Genomic DNA, 16,108 nt, shown 5'->3' with positions numbered 1-16,108 from the left:
GGGCGACGGCCGAAATTCCCAAAAGTATCAGGCGAACAGCATCTCGGCCTTGGCCAGAGCCGCGGCCAGGACATCGATTTCCTGCGTCGTATTATACAGACCGAACGAGGCGCGACAGGTCGAGGTGACACCGAAGCGCGTCAGCAGCGGCATCGCGCAGTGGGTGCCGGCCCGCACCGCGACGCCCTGGTGGTCGATCACGGTGGCGATGTCGTGGGCGTGCGCGCCCTTCACCTCGAAGGCGATGACGCCGCCCTTGTCGCGGGAATTGCCGATCTGGCGGATCGAATTCATCGCGCCGAGCCGTTCCTGGGCGTAGGCGGTCAGCATCGCCTCGTGCGCAGCGATCTTGTCGCGGCCGAGCTTCATCATGAATTCCAGCGCCGCGCCGAGGCCGACCGCCTCGATGATCGCCGGCGTGCCCGCCTCGAAGCGGTGGGGCGGATCGTTGTAGGTGATCGCGTCCTGGCTCACCGTGCGGATCATCTCGCCGCCGCCCTGGTAGGGCGGAAGCCGGTCGAGCCACTCCTTCTTGCCGTAGAGCACGCCGATGCCGGTCGGCCCGTAGACCTTGTGGCCGGTGAAGACGAAGAAGTCGCAATCGAGCGCGCGCACATCGACCGGGCGGTGCACCGCGCTCTGCGCCCCGTCGAGCAGCACCGGCACGCCGTGGGCATGGGCGATGCGCACGATCTCTTCGGCCGGCGTGACCGTGCCGAGCACGTTCGACATGTGGGTGATCGCCACCATCTTGGTGCGCGGCGTGAAGAGCTTCTCGTATTCCTCGACCAGGAAGTTGCCGTCGTCATCGACCGGCGCCCACTTGATGACGGCGCCGCGCCGCTCGCGCAGGAAATGCCAGGGCACGATGTTGGAGTGGTGCTCCATGATCGAGAGGATGATCTCGTCCCCCTCCCCGATCAGCCCGGCCCAGCCCATGGAGGAGGCCACGAGGTTGTAGGCCTCGGTCGCGTTGCGGGTGAAGATGATCTCGTCGGTCGAGGCCGCGTTGAGGAACTGACGCGTGGTCTCGCGCGCGCCCTCGAACCCCTCGGTCGCGGCATTGGCCATGTAGTGCAGGCCACGGTGCACGTTGGCGTAGCCGGTCTCCATGCAGGAGACCATCGCGTCGATCACGGCCCGCGGCTTCTGCGTCGAGGCGGCGTTGTCGAGATAGACGAGCGGTTTGCCGTAGACCTTTTCCGACAGGATCGGGAATTCCTTCCGGATCGCTTCGACGTCGTAAGACGAGTCCTGGGCAGTGGTACGGACGGGTGCGTTCATCGTCTCGACCTCGAAGCAGCGCGGCCCGTCATAGAGCCGTCTTTCCCTTCACTCCCCTCATCCTGAGGTGCTGGAGCGAAGCGGAGGCCTCGAAGGAGACCTCCCGATTTCGTCGGCATCCCCTGAGACCTCCTTCGGGGCCCGCTGACGCGGCCCCTTCGGGATGAGGCTCAGGGTGGGGGTGCCCGACCTGGGCAGGGACCCGCGGATCCCCGGCAGGCCGGCGATCCGCGGGTCGGGTTGTGGGCGGCGCCCTACCCTCTCGACGCCAGCCACGCCTCGATCCCGCCGATCAGCACCGCGCGGGCGCCCTCATGCGTGACCGTCTCCACTGCCTCGCCGACGAAGGCCTGGACCAGCAGGCTCTCGGCGGTGGCGCGCGGCAGGCCGCGGGCCATGAGGTAGAACAGCAGATCCTCGTCCGGCGCGCCGCAGGTGGCGCCATGGCCGCAAGCGACGTCGTCGGCGAAGATTTCCAGCTCCGGCTTGTTCATCATCTGACCGTCGTCGGTCAGGAGTAGGCAGTCGGACTTCATCTTGCCGTCGGTCTGCTGCGCGACTTGGCGGACGATAATCTTGCCCTGGAACACGCCGGTGGAATCGCCGTCGATCACCGTCTTGAACATCTCGCGGCCGACGCCCCCGGTCGCCGCATGGTCGGCGAGCAGGGTCGAATCCGCGAGCTGGCCGTGGCCGAGCAGCGTCGCGCCGTTGACCACGGCGTTGGCGTCCTCGCCCGCGACGTGCAGGTAGATCTGGTGACGCGAGAGCTTGGCGCCGGTGACGAGGTTGACGGTCTCGAGCTGCGCCCGCGCGTCGAGGCGCACCGAGAGCGTCGAGAGGGCGACGGCCGCATCCCCTTCCCGGTTGAGCCGGGTGTGGCGGAAGGCAGCCTCGGCGCCGATATGCACGTCGAGCGCGTCGTTGGGCTGGTAGGTCAGCCCGGCCGGCCCCTCGTGGCTCTCCAGCAGGAAGAATTCCGCCTCAGCGCCGACATCGACCAGAACGCGGGTCGCGGTCGAGAAGGCGGCCTCACCCGTGCCGACGAAGCGCAGGTGGATCGGCGTCGCCGGCTTGGCGCCGGGGGCGACCGAGATCAGCGCGCCATCCGCCAGGAAGGCGGTGTTGAGCTGATAGATCGGGTTCTCGCGCACCTGCTCGACGGGGGCGAGGAGCTTCAGGCGGGCGTCGCCCTTGCCCATCGCCTCGTTGAGCGGCGTGACCGTCACGCCCTCGGGCACCCGGTCGAGATCCGACAGGGACGCGACGAGATGGCCGTTGACGAAGGTGAGGCGGACGGCCTCGACCTCGTTGAAGCCCGAGGTCCCGGCGACGGCGGCCCGGGCCGCGTCCTCGCTCGGCGCCTCGGCGGGCGGGGCGGCCTCGGTGATGGCGGCGCGCAGGTCGGTATACTTGAACGCCTCGACCCGGCGGCTCGGCAGGCCGGTCGCCTCGAAGAAGCGGAACGCCTCCTCGCGGCTGATCGCCTGCTCGCTGGCGAAGCCTTTGCGCGCGGACTCGAACAGCTTGGAGAGGCCGGCCTCGGCGGGGGAGCGGAGATTGGTGACGTCGGCCATCACGCAGCCTCGCTCGTGCGGTACTCGGCGTAGCCGGAGGCCTCGAGTTCCAGCGCCAGCTCCTTGCCGCCGGTCTTCACGATCTGGCCCTTCGACATGACGTGCACGGTGTCGGGCACAATGTGGTTGAGGAGCCGCTGGTAGTGGGTGATGACGAGGAACGAGCGCCCCTGCGCGCGCAGCGCGTTCACACCCTCGGAGACGATGCGCAGCGCGTCGATGTCGAGGCCAGAATCGGTCTCGTCGAGCACGCAGAACTTCGGCTGCAGCAGCGCCATCTGGAGGATCTCCATGCGCTTCTTCTCGCCGCCGGAGAAGCCGACATTGAGGGCGCGCTTGAGCATCTCCTTGTTGATCTCGAGCTTGTCCGCGGCCGCGTTCACCGCGCGGATGAAGTCGGGGGTCGAGAGCTCGGCCTCGCCGCGCGCCTTGCGCTGCGCGTTGAGGCAGGCCTTGAGGAAGGTCATCGTCCCCACGCCCGGGATCTCCAGCGGGTACTGGAAGGCGAGGAAGATGCCGGCGGCGGCGCGCTCGTCGGCGGCCATCTCCAGCACGTTCTGCCCGTCGAGCAGGATCTCGCCGTCGAGGACCTCGTAGTCCTCCTTGCCGGCGATGACGTAGGAGAGCGTCGACTTGCCCGACCCGTTCGGGCCCATGATCGCGGCGACCTCGCCGTCGTTCACGGTCAGGTTCAGGCCGTTGAGGATGCGGTTGTCCTCGATCTGCACGACGAGGTTTTTGATCTCAAGCATCGTTCGATAGTCCTAATTCAATTCCGATGACCTTCCCTCCCCCGGCGGGGGAGGGTGGCCCTCGCGTCGGCGAGGGTCGGGAGAGGGGTGCGCCGGTTCCGGAGAAGTCGCTTCCGGGCGCCCCATCCGGCCGCGTCGCGCCGCCCCTCTCCCGCCTGCTTGGCAGGCACCCTCCCCCGCTTCTCAAGTCGGGCTTGCCCGACTTGAGCATTCAGGAATGCGGATATCGGGCAAGCCCGATATCCGTGGGGGAGGGACATTCGTTCTGTCCGTGTCGAAGCGCGTCAGCCCACCGAGCCTTCGAGGCTGATCGAGATCAGCTTCTGGGCTTCCACCGCGAACTCCATCGGCAGCTGCTGCAGCACGTCGCGGACGAAGCCGTTGACGATGAGCGCGGTCGCCTCCTCCTCGGAGAGGCCGCGCTGCAGGCAGTAGAACTTCTGGTCCTCGGAGATCTTCGAGGTGGTGGCCTCATGCTCGAAGACGGCCGACGCGTTCTTCGACTCGATGTAGGGCACGGTGTGCGCCCCGCACTGGTCGCCGATCAGCAAGCTGTCGCAGTTGGTGAAGTTGCGCGCGCCCTTGGCCTTCTTGTGGGCCGAGACGAGCCCCCGGTAGGTGTTCTGCGAACGGCCCGCCGAAATGCCCTTCGAGATGATCCGGCTGGTCGTGTTTTTGCCGAGATGGATCATCTTGGTGCCGGAATCGACCTGCTGCATGCCGTTCGACACCGCGATCGAGTAGAACTCGCCACGGGAATCGTCACCGCGCAGGATGCAGGACGGATACTTCCAGGTGATCGCCGAGCCGGTCTCGACCTGCGTCCACGAGATCTTCGAGCGGGCGCCGCGGCAATCGCCGCGCTTGGTCACGAAGTTGTAAATGCCGCCCTTGCCCTCGTTGTCGCCGGGGTACCAGTTCTGGACGGTCGAGTACTTGATCTCGGCATCCTCCAGGGCGACCAGCTCGACCACCGCGGCGTGAAGCTGGTTGTCGTCGCGCTTCGGCGCTGTGCAGCCTTCGAGGTAAGAGACGTAAGACCCCTTATCGGCGATGATCAGCGTGCGCTCGAACTGCCCCGTATCGCGCTCGTTAATCCGAAAGTAGGTCGACAGCTCCATCGGGCAGCGCACGCCCGGCGGGATGTAGACGAACGAGCCGTCGGAGAAGACGGCCGAGTTGAGCGTGGCGAAGAAGTTGTCGGTCACCGGCACGACCGAGCCAAGGTACTTCTTCACGAGGTCCGGGTACTCGCGGATGGCCTCGGAGATCGGCATGAAGATCACGCCGGCCTTCTCGAGTTCCTTGCGGAAGGTGGTCGCCACCGAGACCGAGTCGAACACCGCATCGACCGCAACGCGGCGCTCGGGCGCGATGCCTTCCAGCACCTCGACTTCACGCAGCGGGATACCGAGCTTCTCGTAGGTCTTCAGGATCTCGGGATCGATCTCGTCGAGCGATTCCGGGCCCTTACGCTTCGGCGCGGCGTAGTAGTAGATGTTGTTGTAATCGACCCGGTCGTACTCGACCCGGGCCCATTCCGGCTCCTTCATCGTGAGCCAGCGCTTGTAGGCGTCGAGGCGCCATTCGAGCATCCATTCCGGCTCGTTCTTCTTGGCCGAGATGAAGCGAACGACGTCCTCGGAGAGGCCCTTTTCGGACTTCTCCATCTCGATCACGGTCTCGAAACCGTACTTGTACTGGTCGAGGTCGATCGAGCGGACCCGATCAATGGTCTCCTGCACTGCAGGCATTCAGCGTCTCCTACCGACTCCGGCGTCAAGGACCGGGGGTTTCCAACGACACGGCGGGTTTGCCGCCGAAAGAATGGCTTGGGCGGGCGGCGCTCAGGCTGCCTGCCCTCGCCTCTGATATAGGGACGACACGACCCGTTCGAACCCCGCCGCGAAGCGTTCAAGGTCTTCCGAGCGCGAATTCCAGCCGAAACTCACGCGCAACGCCCCCGCGGCGAGCGCAGGGCTCACGCCCATCGCCGCGAGCACGGGGGAACGGGCCACCTTGCCCGAGGCGCAGGCCGAGCCCGACGACACGGACAGGCCGGCGAGATCGAGGGCGATCAGCGCCGTGGAGGCCGCGAGGCCCGGCACGGCGAAGCTCAGCGTGTTGGGCAGGCGCGGCGCACCCTCCCCGAACATCACCATGTCCGGCGCGAGCGCCCGCAGGCGTGCTTCGAGGCCATCGCGCAAACCCGCGAGCCGCACCACCTCGGCTTCCAGGCTGGATCGGGCGATCGCCGCCGCCTGGCCCATGCCGACAATGCCCGAAAGATTCTCGGTGCCGCCGCGCAGGCGCGCCTCTTGGCCGCCCCCGCGCAGGAAGGGCGCCTCCAGGCTCACGCCGTCAGCCAGCACCATCGCGCCGACGCCCTTCGGCGCGGCGAATTTGTGGCCCGACAGGGTCAGGGCGTCGAGGCCGAGGGCCGCGAAATCGAGCGGGATCTTTCCGACCGCCTGGACCGCGTCGCTGTGGACCAGAGCCTGTCCGTGGGCGCGGGCGAGCCGCACGATCTCGGCCAGCGGCTGCACCACCCCGGTCTCGTTGTTGGCCGCATGGACCGAGAGCAGCACGGCCTCGCCCCGGCAGGCTTCGAGCCGGGCCGCGAGCACGTCGAGCCGCAGCAGGCCGGCCCCATCCACCGGCAGCACCGCGACCGCGTCCGGCGCGAAGCGATGGCCCGCGGCGACGCACGGATGCTCGGTGGCCGAGATCATCAGCCGGGTGGGGGCGGGGAGGCCCGCCTTCCGAAGCGCGCCGGAGAGCACAGCGTTGGCGGCTTCCGTGCCGCCGCTGGTGAAGGTGATGCGCTCAAGCGCCGCGCCGAGCAGGGCGGCGAGCGCCGCCCGCGCCGTCTGCAGCGCATGGCGCGCGGCGCGGCCCTCCTGATGGATCGAGGAGGGATTGCCGGGCAGTGCGAGCGCGCGCGCGACCGCAGACGCGACTTCCGGACGCACCGGAGAAGTCGCATTGTGATCGAGATAGCTGCGCGCGCCGGACGTCATCCTGCCGTTTCGCTCCGTATCGTCCTGCCAGATCCTGATTTTCTTGATTTCGCCCCCCTCCCCCGTGCTAAGCCGCGCGAAACGCGCCGCGTGCTTCGCAGGTCGAGGCCCGACGAACTGTTTAGAATGATTCTAATGACCTAGAATTATTCTAAGAGCGCTTGTAGGTGGCGCGCGCAACGAGTCAAGCCGTGACCGGCTCAGCCTCCCTGCCTTCGCGGGGGCATCAGGGGTGAGGGTCGGATCATCTCGAGGACACCATGCCCGAAGTCATCTTTTCCGGCCCCGCCGGCCGCCTGGAAGGCCGCTACCAAGCCCCCAAGAAGAAGGGCGCGCCGATCGCGATCGTGCTTCATCCGCACCCCCAGTTCGGGGGCACGATGAACAATCAAATCGTGTACAATCTTTTCTACACCTTCGCCAATCGCGGCTTCGCAGCCCTGCGCTTCAATTTCCGCGGGGTCGGGCGCAGCCAGGGCGCCTTCGATCACGGTTCGGGTGAACTCTCCGACGCCGCGGCCGCCCTCGATTGGGTGCAGTCGGTCAACCCGGAGGCGAAGTCCTGCTGGATCGCGGGCGTCTCGTTCGGCTCGTGGATCGGGATGCAGCTCCTAATGCGCCGCCCGGAGATCGAGGGCTTCATCTCGATCGCCGCCATGGCCAACCGCTACGACTTCACCTTCCTGGCGCCCTGCCCCTCCTCCGGCCTGTTCGTGCACGGCTCGGAGGATCGGGTGGCGCCGGCCCGCGAGGTGATCCCGGTGATCGAGAAGGTGAAGACCCAGAAGGGCGTCATCATCGAGCACCAGATGGTCGAGGGCGCCAACCACTTCTTCGACGGCCGGGTCGACGAACTGACCCAGACCGTCGACACCTATCTCGACAAGCGTCTCGGGGCGAAGACCGAGGCAGCGTGAGGCGGAAGAGCGCGGCGGCCGTCAGCCTTTGACGGTCGCCGTGAAGTCGGACCATTGTTCGACGCGGAAGGCGCGCAGGTCGCGCACCGAGGCCGGGAACCACGGCAAGGCTTTCAGTGCCGTGATGGCTGCGAACAGCTTCGCCAGATCCTCGTCGCGGCTGACGTAAAGGCTCCCCTGAACCCAGTTGAATCCTTGCCGGGCGAGCACCGCGCGGATGTCACTGTAGGCTTGTGCGATGCCCTTCGGATGATGGGCCTGCGTCTCGACGACGACCAGATCGAAGGCGATTGCGAACATCAGCCTTCCGCAGGGTCTTCGAGAAGGTCTGTGAGCGGGTAGTCGAGCTCCTCACCCGTCTCCAAGACGCGAATCCTCATCTGCGGGTGATCCGCGGCCTTCGGCTCCGTCACGCCGACGATTTCATAGACAGGCCCAGCCGAGCCGAAGCGCCGCCATGAGCCGATCAGGCTACGGGGTTCTTGGAGAGCCGCAGGCTTCGCATCGAGCATGGAAGTGTCCTCGGGAGCCGCACGTCCAACACCGGCAACATTGCATGAAAAGGCCTGCGGCGGCGAGAGGCTCCGGCCTCAGGCCGCCCGCGCCACAGCCTCGCCCGCCGCGTGCACCACGGGCACGGCGGGCGCGCCCTCCCATTCCGAATGCGCCGGGATCGACTCGCCCTTCATGACGATGGTGAGCGGGCGCAGCCGCGCGTAGTCGCCGACATGGCTGTCGTAGAGCACGGTGGAGAAGGCGCCCACCGTGACGCCGCGCCCGACCACGACGCGGCCGACCTTCATGATGCGGTCCTCGTAGAGATGGGTCTGGAGCGCGGCCGAGCGGTTGATCGCCGCGAAGTCGCCGATCTCGACGCAGTCGAACTCGGTGATATCGGTCATCAGCAGGCAGGCGCCCTTGCCCACCTTCACGCCGAAGAGCCGCAGCATCCAGGGCAGGAACGGCGTGCCCATCAGGTGCTCCAGCAGCACCTTGCCGGCGAGCCCCCAATAGGCGACGGCGATCGCCTCGGTCCGCATCGCCCACCACGACCACATCGGCCGCATGCCGGGGCGGTAGCGTCCCATCAGGAGCCATTTGAGGGCGATGACGCTGCTCGTCTGGATCAGCGCGATGGCGAGGCTCACGAGTACGAAGGCGAGCGCCAGCCCGCCCCAATCCTCGGCGAGGATGGCCGGGTAGAACACCCAGTCGATCGCGCAGATAGCGAGCGAGATGTAGAGCATCGGCGAGAACGAGGTGGCGAAGGCCTCGAACAGGCCGCGCCGGAGCTTGGCCCACACGCTCGGCTCGAAGGTCTGGGCGTTGGAGCCGAGATCGACCTTCTGGCGGACCGGCAGGCGGATCGGCGGCGAGCCGAACCACGTCTCGCCCGGCCCCATCTTGTCGTTGGCCGGCGGCTTCGACTTGATGCCGATCAGCACGTCGTCGGGGATGTGTGCGCCCGGCGGCAGCACGCCGTCATTGCCGACGAAGACGCGGGCGCCGGTCTCGACCGTGTGGAGATGCATCCAGCCGCGGCGGATCTCCTCCTCGCCGACCACCACCTCGTCGGCGATGAAGTTGTTGGCGCCGACCGCGACGAGGTCGTGGCGCGAGCCGAGATTGGTCGAGATCTCGGCGCCCCTTCCCATCCGCGCGCCCATCAGCCGGTACCACGCCCGCATGTAGACGGTGGCGAACAGCGAGGAGAGCGTCTCCAGCGTCACTTCGGAGGCGAGCGCCACCAGCCATTTGCGCAGGTAGAAGCCCGACCAGATCGAGAAGGTGCCGTGCGTGACCCGCGGCAGCACCGCCCAGCGGATGGCGGCGATGAGCAGCACCGTGCCCGCCGTCATCAGCATGGCGGTGGGCCAGGTCAGCAGCGGCAGGTAGACGTGGTAATCGACGTCGGTGAGCTCCGAGAGGTTATCCGAGATCTGGTCGAAGAGGTAGAAGGCCGGGAAGATCGGCAGCAGGCCGACCGCCGGCACCGCCGCGAGCAGGAAGGCGTAGACCGCACCGAAGGCCGCCCGGCGGGCGGGCGAGGCGGTGGCCGGTTCCGGCAGCGCGGAAAAATCGACAGTGCCGACCCGGCGGCCGGGCGAGCCGTCCCAGGCCTCGGCCGGCCCGACTTCGGTGCCGGCCGGCACGGTGGTGAGGTCGGCGATCTCGGCATGGTCGCCGATCACCGTGCCGGGGCCGATCACGCAGGAGGTGCCGATGGCGACATCCTCGCCGATCTCGACGGAGCCGATGACGAGTTCGTTGCCGACGACCTCCGCGTTGGCGATCACCAGCCGCCCGCCGAGCGACGCGCCGCGGCCGATGGTGAGCAGATCGGGTGCGCCGACATCGAGGTCGGAGATCAGCACGTCATCGCCGATCCGCGCGCCGAGCAGGCGCAGATAGGTGACGATGACGGGGGAGCCCTGGAGCCACTTGATGTGCACCAGCGGCGTCAGGCGCTGCGCCAGCCACCAGCGGTAATAATAGACGCCCCAGAGCGGATAGCGCCCCGGCTTCGTTCGCCCGAGGATCAGCCATTTGGCGGCGATCGCGATCGTCGCGGTGACCGCGTTGATGCCGATATAGACCAGAAGGAGAACGCCGAGTTCGCCCCAGAAGCCGAGCCCGCCGCCGGTGAGCAGCAGGTAGGTGACGAAGATGCCGAGCCATTGCGCGGTGGCGAGCGCGATGACGAAGGGCAGCGTGATCGCCTGCGCCAGCCCGCACAGCGCCCGGCGCAGCAGCGGGGGCGGGGCAAAGCTCAGGTCGCGGATCGCGGTCTGGGCGCCGGCCCCGCCCGTGCGCTCGATCAGACTCGCGGCCATCACCCGCAGGGTGCGGCCGTTATAGACGTCCTGCAGGGTGATTCCGGCGAGCGCCGGGGCCTCGCGCACCGCACCGACGAAGCGGGCGGCGAGCAGCGAGTGGCCGCCGAGCTCGGAGAAGAAGTCGGCCTCGAGCCCGATCGGACCGTCGCCGAACACCTTTTTCGCCGCCGCCAGCAAAGCGGCCTCGGTCTCGTTGTCGGGGGCCTCCTGCTCGCCGTCGGCGACCGTCACGGTCAGCGACGCGATCCGCAGCGCCTTGCGATCGACCTTGCCGGAGGTGAGCCGCGGCAGGGTCTCGACCGCCTCGAAATGGCCGGGCACCATGTAGGGCGGCATCTGCGCCGCGAGATTCTTTCGCAGCGCCGCGCGGTCGAGGGCGGCATTTCGCTCAGGCACGAGGAAGGCGACGAGGCGATCGACCTCGTCGTCGCGCCGCAGCACCACCGCCGCCTGATTGATCCCGTCCTGCGCCCGGATGCGCGCCTCGATCTCGCCGAGCTCCACGCGGAACCCGCGGATCTTGACCTGATCGTCGATGCGGCCGTGGAAGACGATGTCGCCCTCCGGCGTCATCGAGACCGCATCGCCCGAGCGGTAGAGCACCGGATCGGTTCCGTCGGACGGGTAGGGGTTGGCGACGAACTTTTCCGCCGTCAGTTCGGGCCGCTTGAGGTAGCCCGCCGCAACGCCGGGGCCGCCGATCAGCAGCTCGCCTTGTTCGCCCGGCGCGAGGAGGTTCAGCGCCTCGTCGGCGACGTAGACCGAATAATTCGGGATCGGACCGCCGATGGTGACGGGCCGGCCCGGCCGCATCTCGGCGGCGGTCGCCACCACGGTGGCTTCGGTCGGGCCGTAGGTGTTGAACAGGCGCCGCCGATCGGTCGCCCAGCGCGCCACCAGCGGCTCGGGCAGAGCCTCGCCGCCGAGCAGCACGAGGCGGACGCTCGGCAGGTCGCCGGGGATCATGGCGAGCAGGGTCGGCACCGTGTCGAGCACGGTGATCCGGGCCTCCGCGATGATCGCGGGCAGGGATTCGACGTCGCCCATCATCGCCGGACTCGCCACGAACAGGCAGGCGCCGACGAGATAGGGAACCCAGATCTCCTCCATCGAGAGATCGAAGGCGACGGAGGCGCCTTGGAACACCACGTCGTCGGCGCAGAGGCCGTAGACCGCGTTGCCCGAGCGCAGGAAGTGGCAGATGTTGGCGTGGCTGATGACGATGCCCTTCGGCACGCCGGTCGAGCCCGAGGTGTAGATCAGGTAGGCCGGGTGCTCCGGCCCGAGGCCGGCGGCGTCGAGATCGGGCGATGATGCCCCCTGCCCCGCTGCCAGAACCTCGGCCGTCGTGAGCGCGGGCGTGCCTTCCGGCGCCTGCGGCCGCAGGGCCTCCGAGACGAGGAGCGCCTTGGCCTCGGCATCGTTCAGGCAGACCGCGACCCGGTCGGCGGGCGCCTCGGCGTCGAAGGGGAGCCAGGCGGCGCCGGATTTCGTGATACCGATCTGCGCGATCAGCAGTTCGGTGCCGCGGGCCATCCACAGCCCCACGACGTCGCCGGGGCCGATGCCGCGGGTGGACAGCCCGGCGGCGATAGCGTCGGAGCGGGCATCGACCTCCGCATAGGTCAGGACCGGACGGCGCCCGCCGGAGCCGGGCTCGGCGGCGTCGATCAGGCAGGGCGCGTCGGCGCGCGCGGCGGCGCTCGCCCGGAACAGGTCGGCCAGGGTCTCCCGGCGGATCAGGTCGGGCCGCGCGGCCCCCCGCAGAACGGCGCGGCCGCCGAGGCGCTCGCCCGGTCCTTCGTCGTGCCGTCCCACCTCGGCGAGACTGCTCATCCGATGCTCTGCTGCCGATTCCACGTGCTGCCCATTCCCGGATCGGTCGAATCCCGCGCCGACGCTGGCGGCGCGCGATCCCGCGCCCCATGCTCGGCACCCTTGGCGGTTTTGCGACAGGATCGCGCCATACGGATGATTGTGGTCGAGAGACCCGCCCGGATGTCCCGCACGCGTTCCATATACGGGATGGGCGGCCAGGAAACCGGTCTTCCCGAACAGCCCGGACCTGCGATGCCGCCCGGCTCAGCCGGTGACGAGGTGCAGGGCCCGGTCGGCCGGCGCGATCCGCACCTGCCGGCCCCAGCCGAAGCCCAGAAAGTCCTGCTCGATGCCGTCGGCGAAGATCACGCCGCCCTCGTTCATCCGCGAGGTGACGACCAGCGGCGCATCGGTGAGCTTGCCGGCGCGCAGCCGCGTCGCGGTGGCGACGCTGGGGAACGGCTCGCGCACCCAGTAGCCCACCGCCCGCTCGTCGGGTCCGAGCGACAGGTCGAGCCGGGTCGCCTCACTGATCGAGCGGGCCCAGCCGGTCGCCCCGGTGCCGGAGGCGACGATGAGGCCGCTGGAGGAATGCTCCTCCGCCTCGCTTCCGGCCTCGATCCGGTAGCGCGCGGATTGGTGGCTGCGGTGGCCGACAAAAATCTCGTTGAGGGCGAACAGGCGCTCGGTGCCGTCGATTACCGCCTGGACCATGGTGCGCCGCTCGATCGCGGCGGCGCCGGCGACGCTCGCCGGCAGCAGCCGGGCCAGCCGCTCGACGGGGTTGCGCGCCAGCACGCCGTCATAGAGGTCGGGTGCTGGGTTCACCCCGATCACCGGCTGTTCGCCCAGATACTTGGCGACGTTGGCGATCAGCCCGTCCTGCCCGACGGCGACGACCACGTCGTCCCCGGCGAACAGGAAGCGGTCGAGGTCGGCCCGCCGCACCAGGGCCTGGCGCCACTCGCCCGGCACCGCGGCCCGCGCCTGTGCCAGCACCGCGTGGAAGCGCTCGTGGCGCGCCTCGACCGCGGCGAGCCCCTGGCCGCGGCTCTCGAGGAAGAAGCGGGCCTGTCCCCGCGTGGCGTGCCGGGCGATCAGCAACTCGTAATCGGTCTCGCGGGTGACGAAGACCGCCCGGGGGGTGAGCGCGGCCATGAGCCCCTCCCTCAGCGGACCGGAAGGCTGGCCGGCCGGCGGACCTCGCCGAGCAGGGTGGCGAGGAGGTCCGGCGTGACGTTCACGTGCTCGATCGTGTCGAGCTTGCCCGCCAGCGCCTGGGCGGCCAGCCCGAGCAGGGTGCCCGGCGCCACGTCGCGGTAGATCGCGACGCGGGCCCGCTCGGCCTCGGCCCGCGCGCCCTCGACCATGCGGATGCGCTCGGCCTCGGCGCCGGCCTCGATTCCTTCCGCCTCCGCCCGCGCCTGCGCCCGGTTGCGGGCGTTCTGCGCTTCCTCGGCGATCAGCAGGCTCTCGCGCCGGGCCAGCTCGGTCTTGGTGGCGAGTTCGTTCTCGGCGATGGCGCGCTCCTTCTCCACGGCGACAGCCCGGCGGGCGAAGGTGGCCTCGTCCGCCTTCTGTTGCAGCGCCTCGTAGGTCGGCGTCTGGAGCGCGCGCTCCAGCTCGCTCGACGGGGCGAGGTTGGTGAGCCGCACCGAGACCACCGCGACGCCGATCTCGGCCAGCGACGGATCGTTGGCGAGCGTCGCCTGCACCTGCCCGCGCAGGGCCTCCGGCCCGGCATCGAGCAGGGCGCGCACCGGCGCGGTCCCGAGGAATTGCAGCACACTCTGGTTGGCCAGCCCGGCGATGCGCGCCTCGATCCGCTCCACCGGCTCGCCCTGGAGCCGGCCGGTGCGCAGGTCGAGGGAGAAATCGACGCGGGCGGCGAGCCGCTCGGGATCGGCGACGTGCCAGCCGATGCTGCCCTGCACCGCAACCGCCTGGAAATCCGCGCTGCGGCCGCGGACGAACAGCGTCATCTCGCGGTCGTCCATCGGCAACTCGCTGATGCTCGCCGTCTCCGGCCGGAACCAGAAGACGAGGCCGCGCCCGCTCTGGCGCGGGCGGCCGTTGCGGTAACGGATGACGTAGTGGCTCGCCTCGCTGCGCAACTGGGAGAGGACGCCGAAGCGGCGGATCGTGGCCATGTCAGTCTCCTTGAGCGGGGGTTTGCCAAGAGGTTTGGGAAGGGGTTCGGCGAAGGCGGTACAGCTCGGCGGGGCGGTAGGACGTGCCCGTCTCGAAGCGGCCGGTGGGGTCGAGCCAGCCGCGGTCGAGCATGCGGCGGCGGAAGGCGGGCTTGTTAAGGCCTGTGCCGAGGATCGCCTCGTGCACGTCCTGAAGCTGGCGCAGAGTGAACAGCTCCGGCAGCAGGGCGAAGCCGACCTCCGAATAGTCGAGCTTGCCCCGCAGACGCCGGATCGCCAGCGCGACGATCTCGGCGTGGTCGAAGGCGAGCGGCAAAGCCGCGCCGTCGGCCGCATGGACCGTCACGGATCCCTCCGCCGCGGGCGACGCCGCGACCGCGCCGGGAATCAGGGCCGGGGCCCGCGCCCGTGCCTCGGCGAAGGCCGCCTCGGTCAGGAGCGCGAGATAGGCGACCGTGATGATGCGCATGCGCGGATCACGCTCCACGGCACCGAAGGTGTAGAGCTGCTCCAGATGCGCCCGCGCCCCGCCCGCCTTCTCGCGCAGGACGCGTGCGGCGGCGTCATCCAACGCCTCGTCGATCCCAACGAAGCCGCCGGGCAGCGCATGGCGCCCCGCATGCGGGTGCCGGTCACGCTTCAGCAGCAGGAGGGTCGGGCGACCGCCGGAAAGGCCCAGCAGCACCAGATCGACGGCCACGGCGGGCCGGGCGTAATCGGCGGGATCGTAGCGCGCCAGGAAGGCGGCCTCGGACTCGGCTTGGCTCATGGGATCACGCCCGATCCAGCTTATATTCGACTGGCAAATTAGTTATTCGCGCATCGAATATATGTCAATGGGGCGCGTGAATTCGGGCGCGCCAGTGCCGGCCCTGTCGATCTCGGGCCCTGTCGATTTCTGGCCCTTTCGATCGTCGATGGCGCGCACCAGCATGCCTCGAACGCGGTGACGCGCTGCAACCAAGCGGCGGCTCGGACCGTTCTGTGGGTCCGCAACAAGCTCGAGCGCCTCAGGCGCCGACACAAGAAACGGAAAGCCCGCCACATGAAGACGAATTTCCTGCGCCTCACCGCCGCCACCGGCCTGCTGGCCCTGATGACCGGCCTCGCCGCGGCCCAGAACCCCGACCTGACCAAGAATCCGGAGAACACCGGCCGCGCCCCGAGCGCCACGGAAGCGACCAAGTCCAACAGCGACCTCAAGGAGTGGCAGATCGCCAAGTCGGCCAAGGTCGGCCTCGCGCAGGCCATCGCTACCGCCGAGGGCAAGGCCGAAGGCGAAGAGAAGGGCGGCAAGGCGATCGACGCCGACTTCGAGAAGGCCGACAGCAAGAACCCGGCGCACTACTCGATCAAGGTCGTGTACCCGAGCGGCAAGCTCGTCGAGCACGGCGTCAACGCCGACACGGGCGATCTCTACAAGAGCGAGAACCAGCCGTTCGAGCGCTACTTCACCCGGCTGAAGGCGAGCGACTTCCAGAACGCCAAGGTCTCGCTGAAGGACGCGATCAAGCTCGCCGAGCAGAAGAGCCCCGGCAGCAAGGCCTACGAGGCCGAGGTCGAACGCGAGGGCAATGCGGTCGAGTACGAGATCAAGCTGGCGCTCACCGACCGCGAGCAGGAGGTCAAGGTCAGCCCGGACGGCACGGTGAAGAACGACTGATCCCGCTTTAGCCCCCTCCTCCCGAGGAGAGGCTGTCGAGCGGCGATCGCGCAAGAGCGTCCGGGAACCGCGCGGAACCCGGACGGCCCG

13 protein-coding genes are annotated in these 16,108 nt (G+C 68.8%); 2 read left to right on the top strand and 11 right to left on the bottom strand.

The window, feature by feature from the left end:
* Positions 1–27: 27 nt before the first annotated feature.
* From OVA30_RS16170 to OVA30_RS16150, 5 genes are all read right to left on the bottom strand, one after another.
* Positions 28–1,284: a cysteine desulfurase gene (locus OVA30_RS16170; RefSeq protein WP_004446367.1), complete on the bottom strand. Its 1,257-nt coding sequence runs from the start codon at positions 1,282–1,284 to the stop codon at positions 28–30.
* 254 nt (positions 1,285–1,538) lie between these two features.
* On the bottom strand, positions 1,539–2,861 hold the full coding sequence (locus tag OVA30_RS16165) for a SufB/SufD family protein (RefSeq protein WP_056456402.1): 1,323 nt from the start codon (positions 2,859–2,861) through the stop codon (positions 1,539–1,541).
* The gene (sufC, locus tag OVA30_RS16160; RefSeq protein ID WP_004446364.1) at positions 2,861–3,613 is read right to left on the bottom strand and encodes a Fe-S cluster assembly ATPase SufC; all 753 of its coding nucleotides are present in this window, start codon (positions 3,611–3,613) and stop codon (positions 2,861–2,863) included. The genes OVA30_RS16165 and sufC overlap by 1 nt, the downstream gene beginning before the upstream one ends.
* 284 nt (positions 3,614–3,897) lie before the next feature.
* Positions 3,898–5,367 carry a Fe-S cluster assembly protein SufB gene (sufB, locus tag OVA30_RS16155; RefSeq protein WP_012255147.1) on the bottom strand — a complete coding sequence of 490 codons (1,470 nt, stop codon included), beginning with the start codon at positions 5,365–5,367 and terminating at the stop codon, positions 3,898–3,900.
* A gap of 93 nt (positions 5,368–5,460) precedes the next feature.
* A complete protein-coding gene (locus OVA30_RS16150; protein WP_268176062.1) occupies positions 5,461–6,633 on the bottom strand; it encodes a cysteine desulfurase family protein in 1,173 nt (390 codons plus the stop codon).
* A gap of 260 nt (positions 6,634–6,893) precedes the next feature.
* Between OVA30_RS16150 and OVA30_RS16145 the strand changes: the two genes are divergently transcribed.
* Complete coding sequence (locus OVA30_RS16145) at positions 6,894–7,550, top strand: alpha/beta hydrolase (RefSeq protein WP_004446355.1); 657 nt, start codon at positions 6,894–6,896, stop codon at positions 7,548–7,550.
* A 21-nt stretch (positions 7,551–7,571) separates the two neighbouring features.
* Here the strand turns inward: OVA30_RS16145 and OVA30_RS16140 are convergent, their stop codons facing one another.
* From OVA30_RS16140 to OVA30_RS16115, 6 genes are all read right to left on the bottom strand, one after another.
* A complete protein-coding gene (locus tag OVA30_RS16140) occupies positions 7,572–7,850 on the bottom strand; it encodes a virulence factor (RefSeq protein ID WP_268176061.1) in 279 nt (92 codons plus the stop codon).
* Positions 7,850–8,062 (bottom strand): DUF5397 family protein, encoded by a 213-nt coding sequence (locus OVA30_RS16135; RefSeq protein ID WP_015824138.1) that lies wholly within the window; start codon positions 8,060–8,062, stop codon positions 7,850–7,852. The genes OVA30_RS16140 and OVA30_RS16135 overlap by 1 nt, the downstream gene beginning before the upstream one ends.
* Before the next feature lie 78 nt (positions 8,063–8,140).
* Complete coding sequence (locus OVA30_RS16130) at positions 8,141–12,223, bottom strand: Pls/PosA family non-ribosomal peptide synthetase (protein ID WP_268176060.1); 4,083 nt, start codon at positions 12,221–12,223, stop codon at positions 8,141–8,143.
* Between the two features lie 246 nt (positions 12,224–12,469).
* Positions 12,470–13,363, bottom strand: a complete 894-nt coding sequence (locus tag OVA30_RS16125; protein ID WP_268176059.1) for a hypothetical protein — start codon at positions 13,361–13,363, stop codon at positions 12,470–12,472.
* Between the two features lie 11 nt (positions 13,364–13,374).
* Positions 13,375–14,355 carry an SPFH domain-containing protein gene (locus tag OVA30_RS16120; RefSeq protein ID WP_268176058.1) on the bottom strand — a complete coding sequence of 327 codons (981 nt, stop codon included), beginning with the start codon at positions 14,353–14,355 and terminating at the stop codon, positions 13,375–13,377.
* A gap of 1 nt (position 14,356) precedes the next feature.
* Positions 14,357–15,124, bottom strand: a complete 768-nt coding sequence (locus OVA30_RS16115; RefSeq protein WP_076642235.1) for an NUDIX hydrolase — start codon at positions 15,122–15,124, stop codon at positions 14,357–14,359.
* A gap of 276 nt (positions 15,125–15,400) precedes the next feature.
* On the opposite strand from OVA30_RS16115, the gene OVA30_RS16110 reads away from it, so the two are divergent.
* On the top strand, positions 15,401–16,018 hold the full coding sequence (locus OVA30_RS16110; RefSeq protein WP_268176057.1) for a PepSY domain-containing protein: 618 nt from the start codon (positions 15,401–15,403) through the stop codon (positions 16,016–16,018).
* Positions 16,019–16,108 lie beyond the last annotated feature (90 nt).

Origin of the sequence: Methylorubrum sp. SL192 (genome assembly GCF_026672325.1) — a bacterium.
GTDB lineage: Bacteria > Pseudomonadota > Alphaproteobacteria > Rhizobiales > Beijerinckiaceae > Methylobacterium > Methylobacterium extorquens.
Note: the sequence above shows the minus strand (reverse complement) of the source record. Positions and strands in the feature narration are given on the sequence as shown.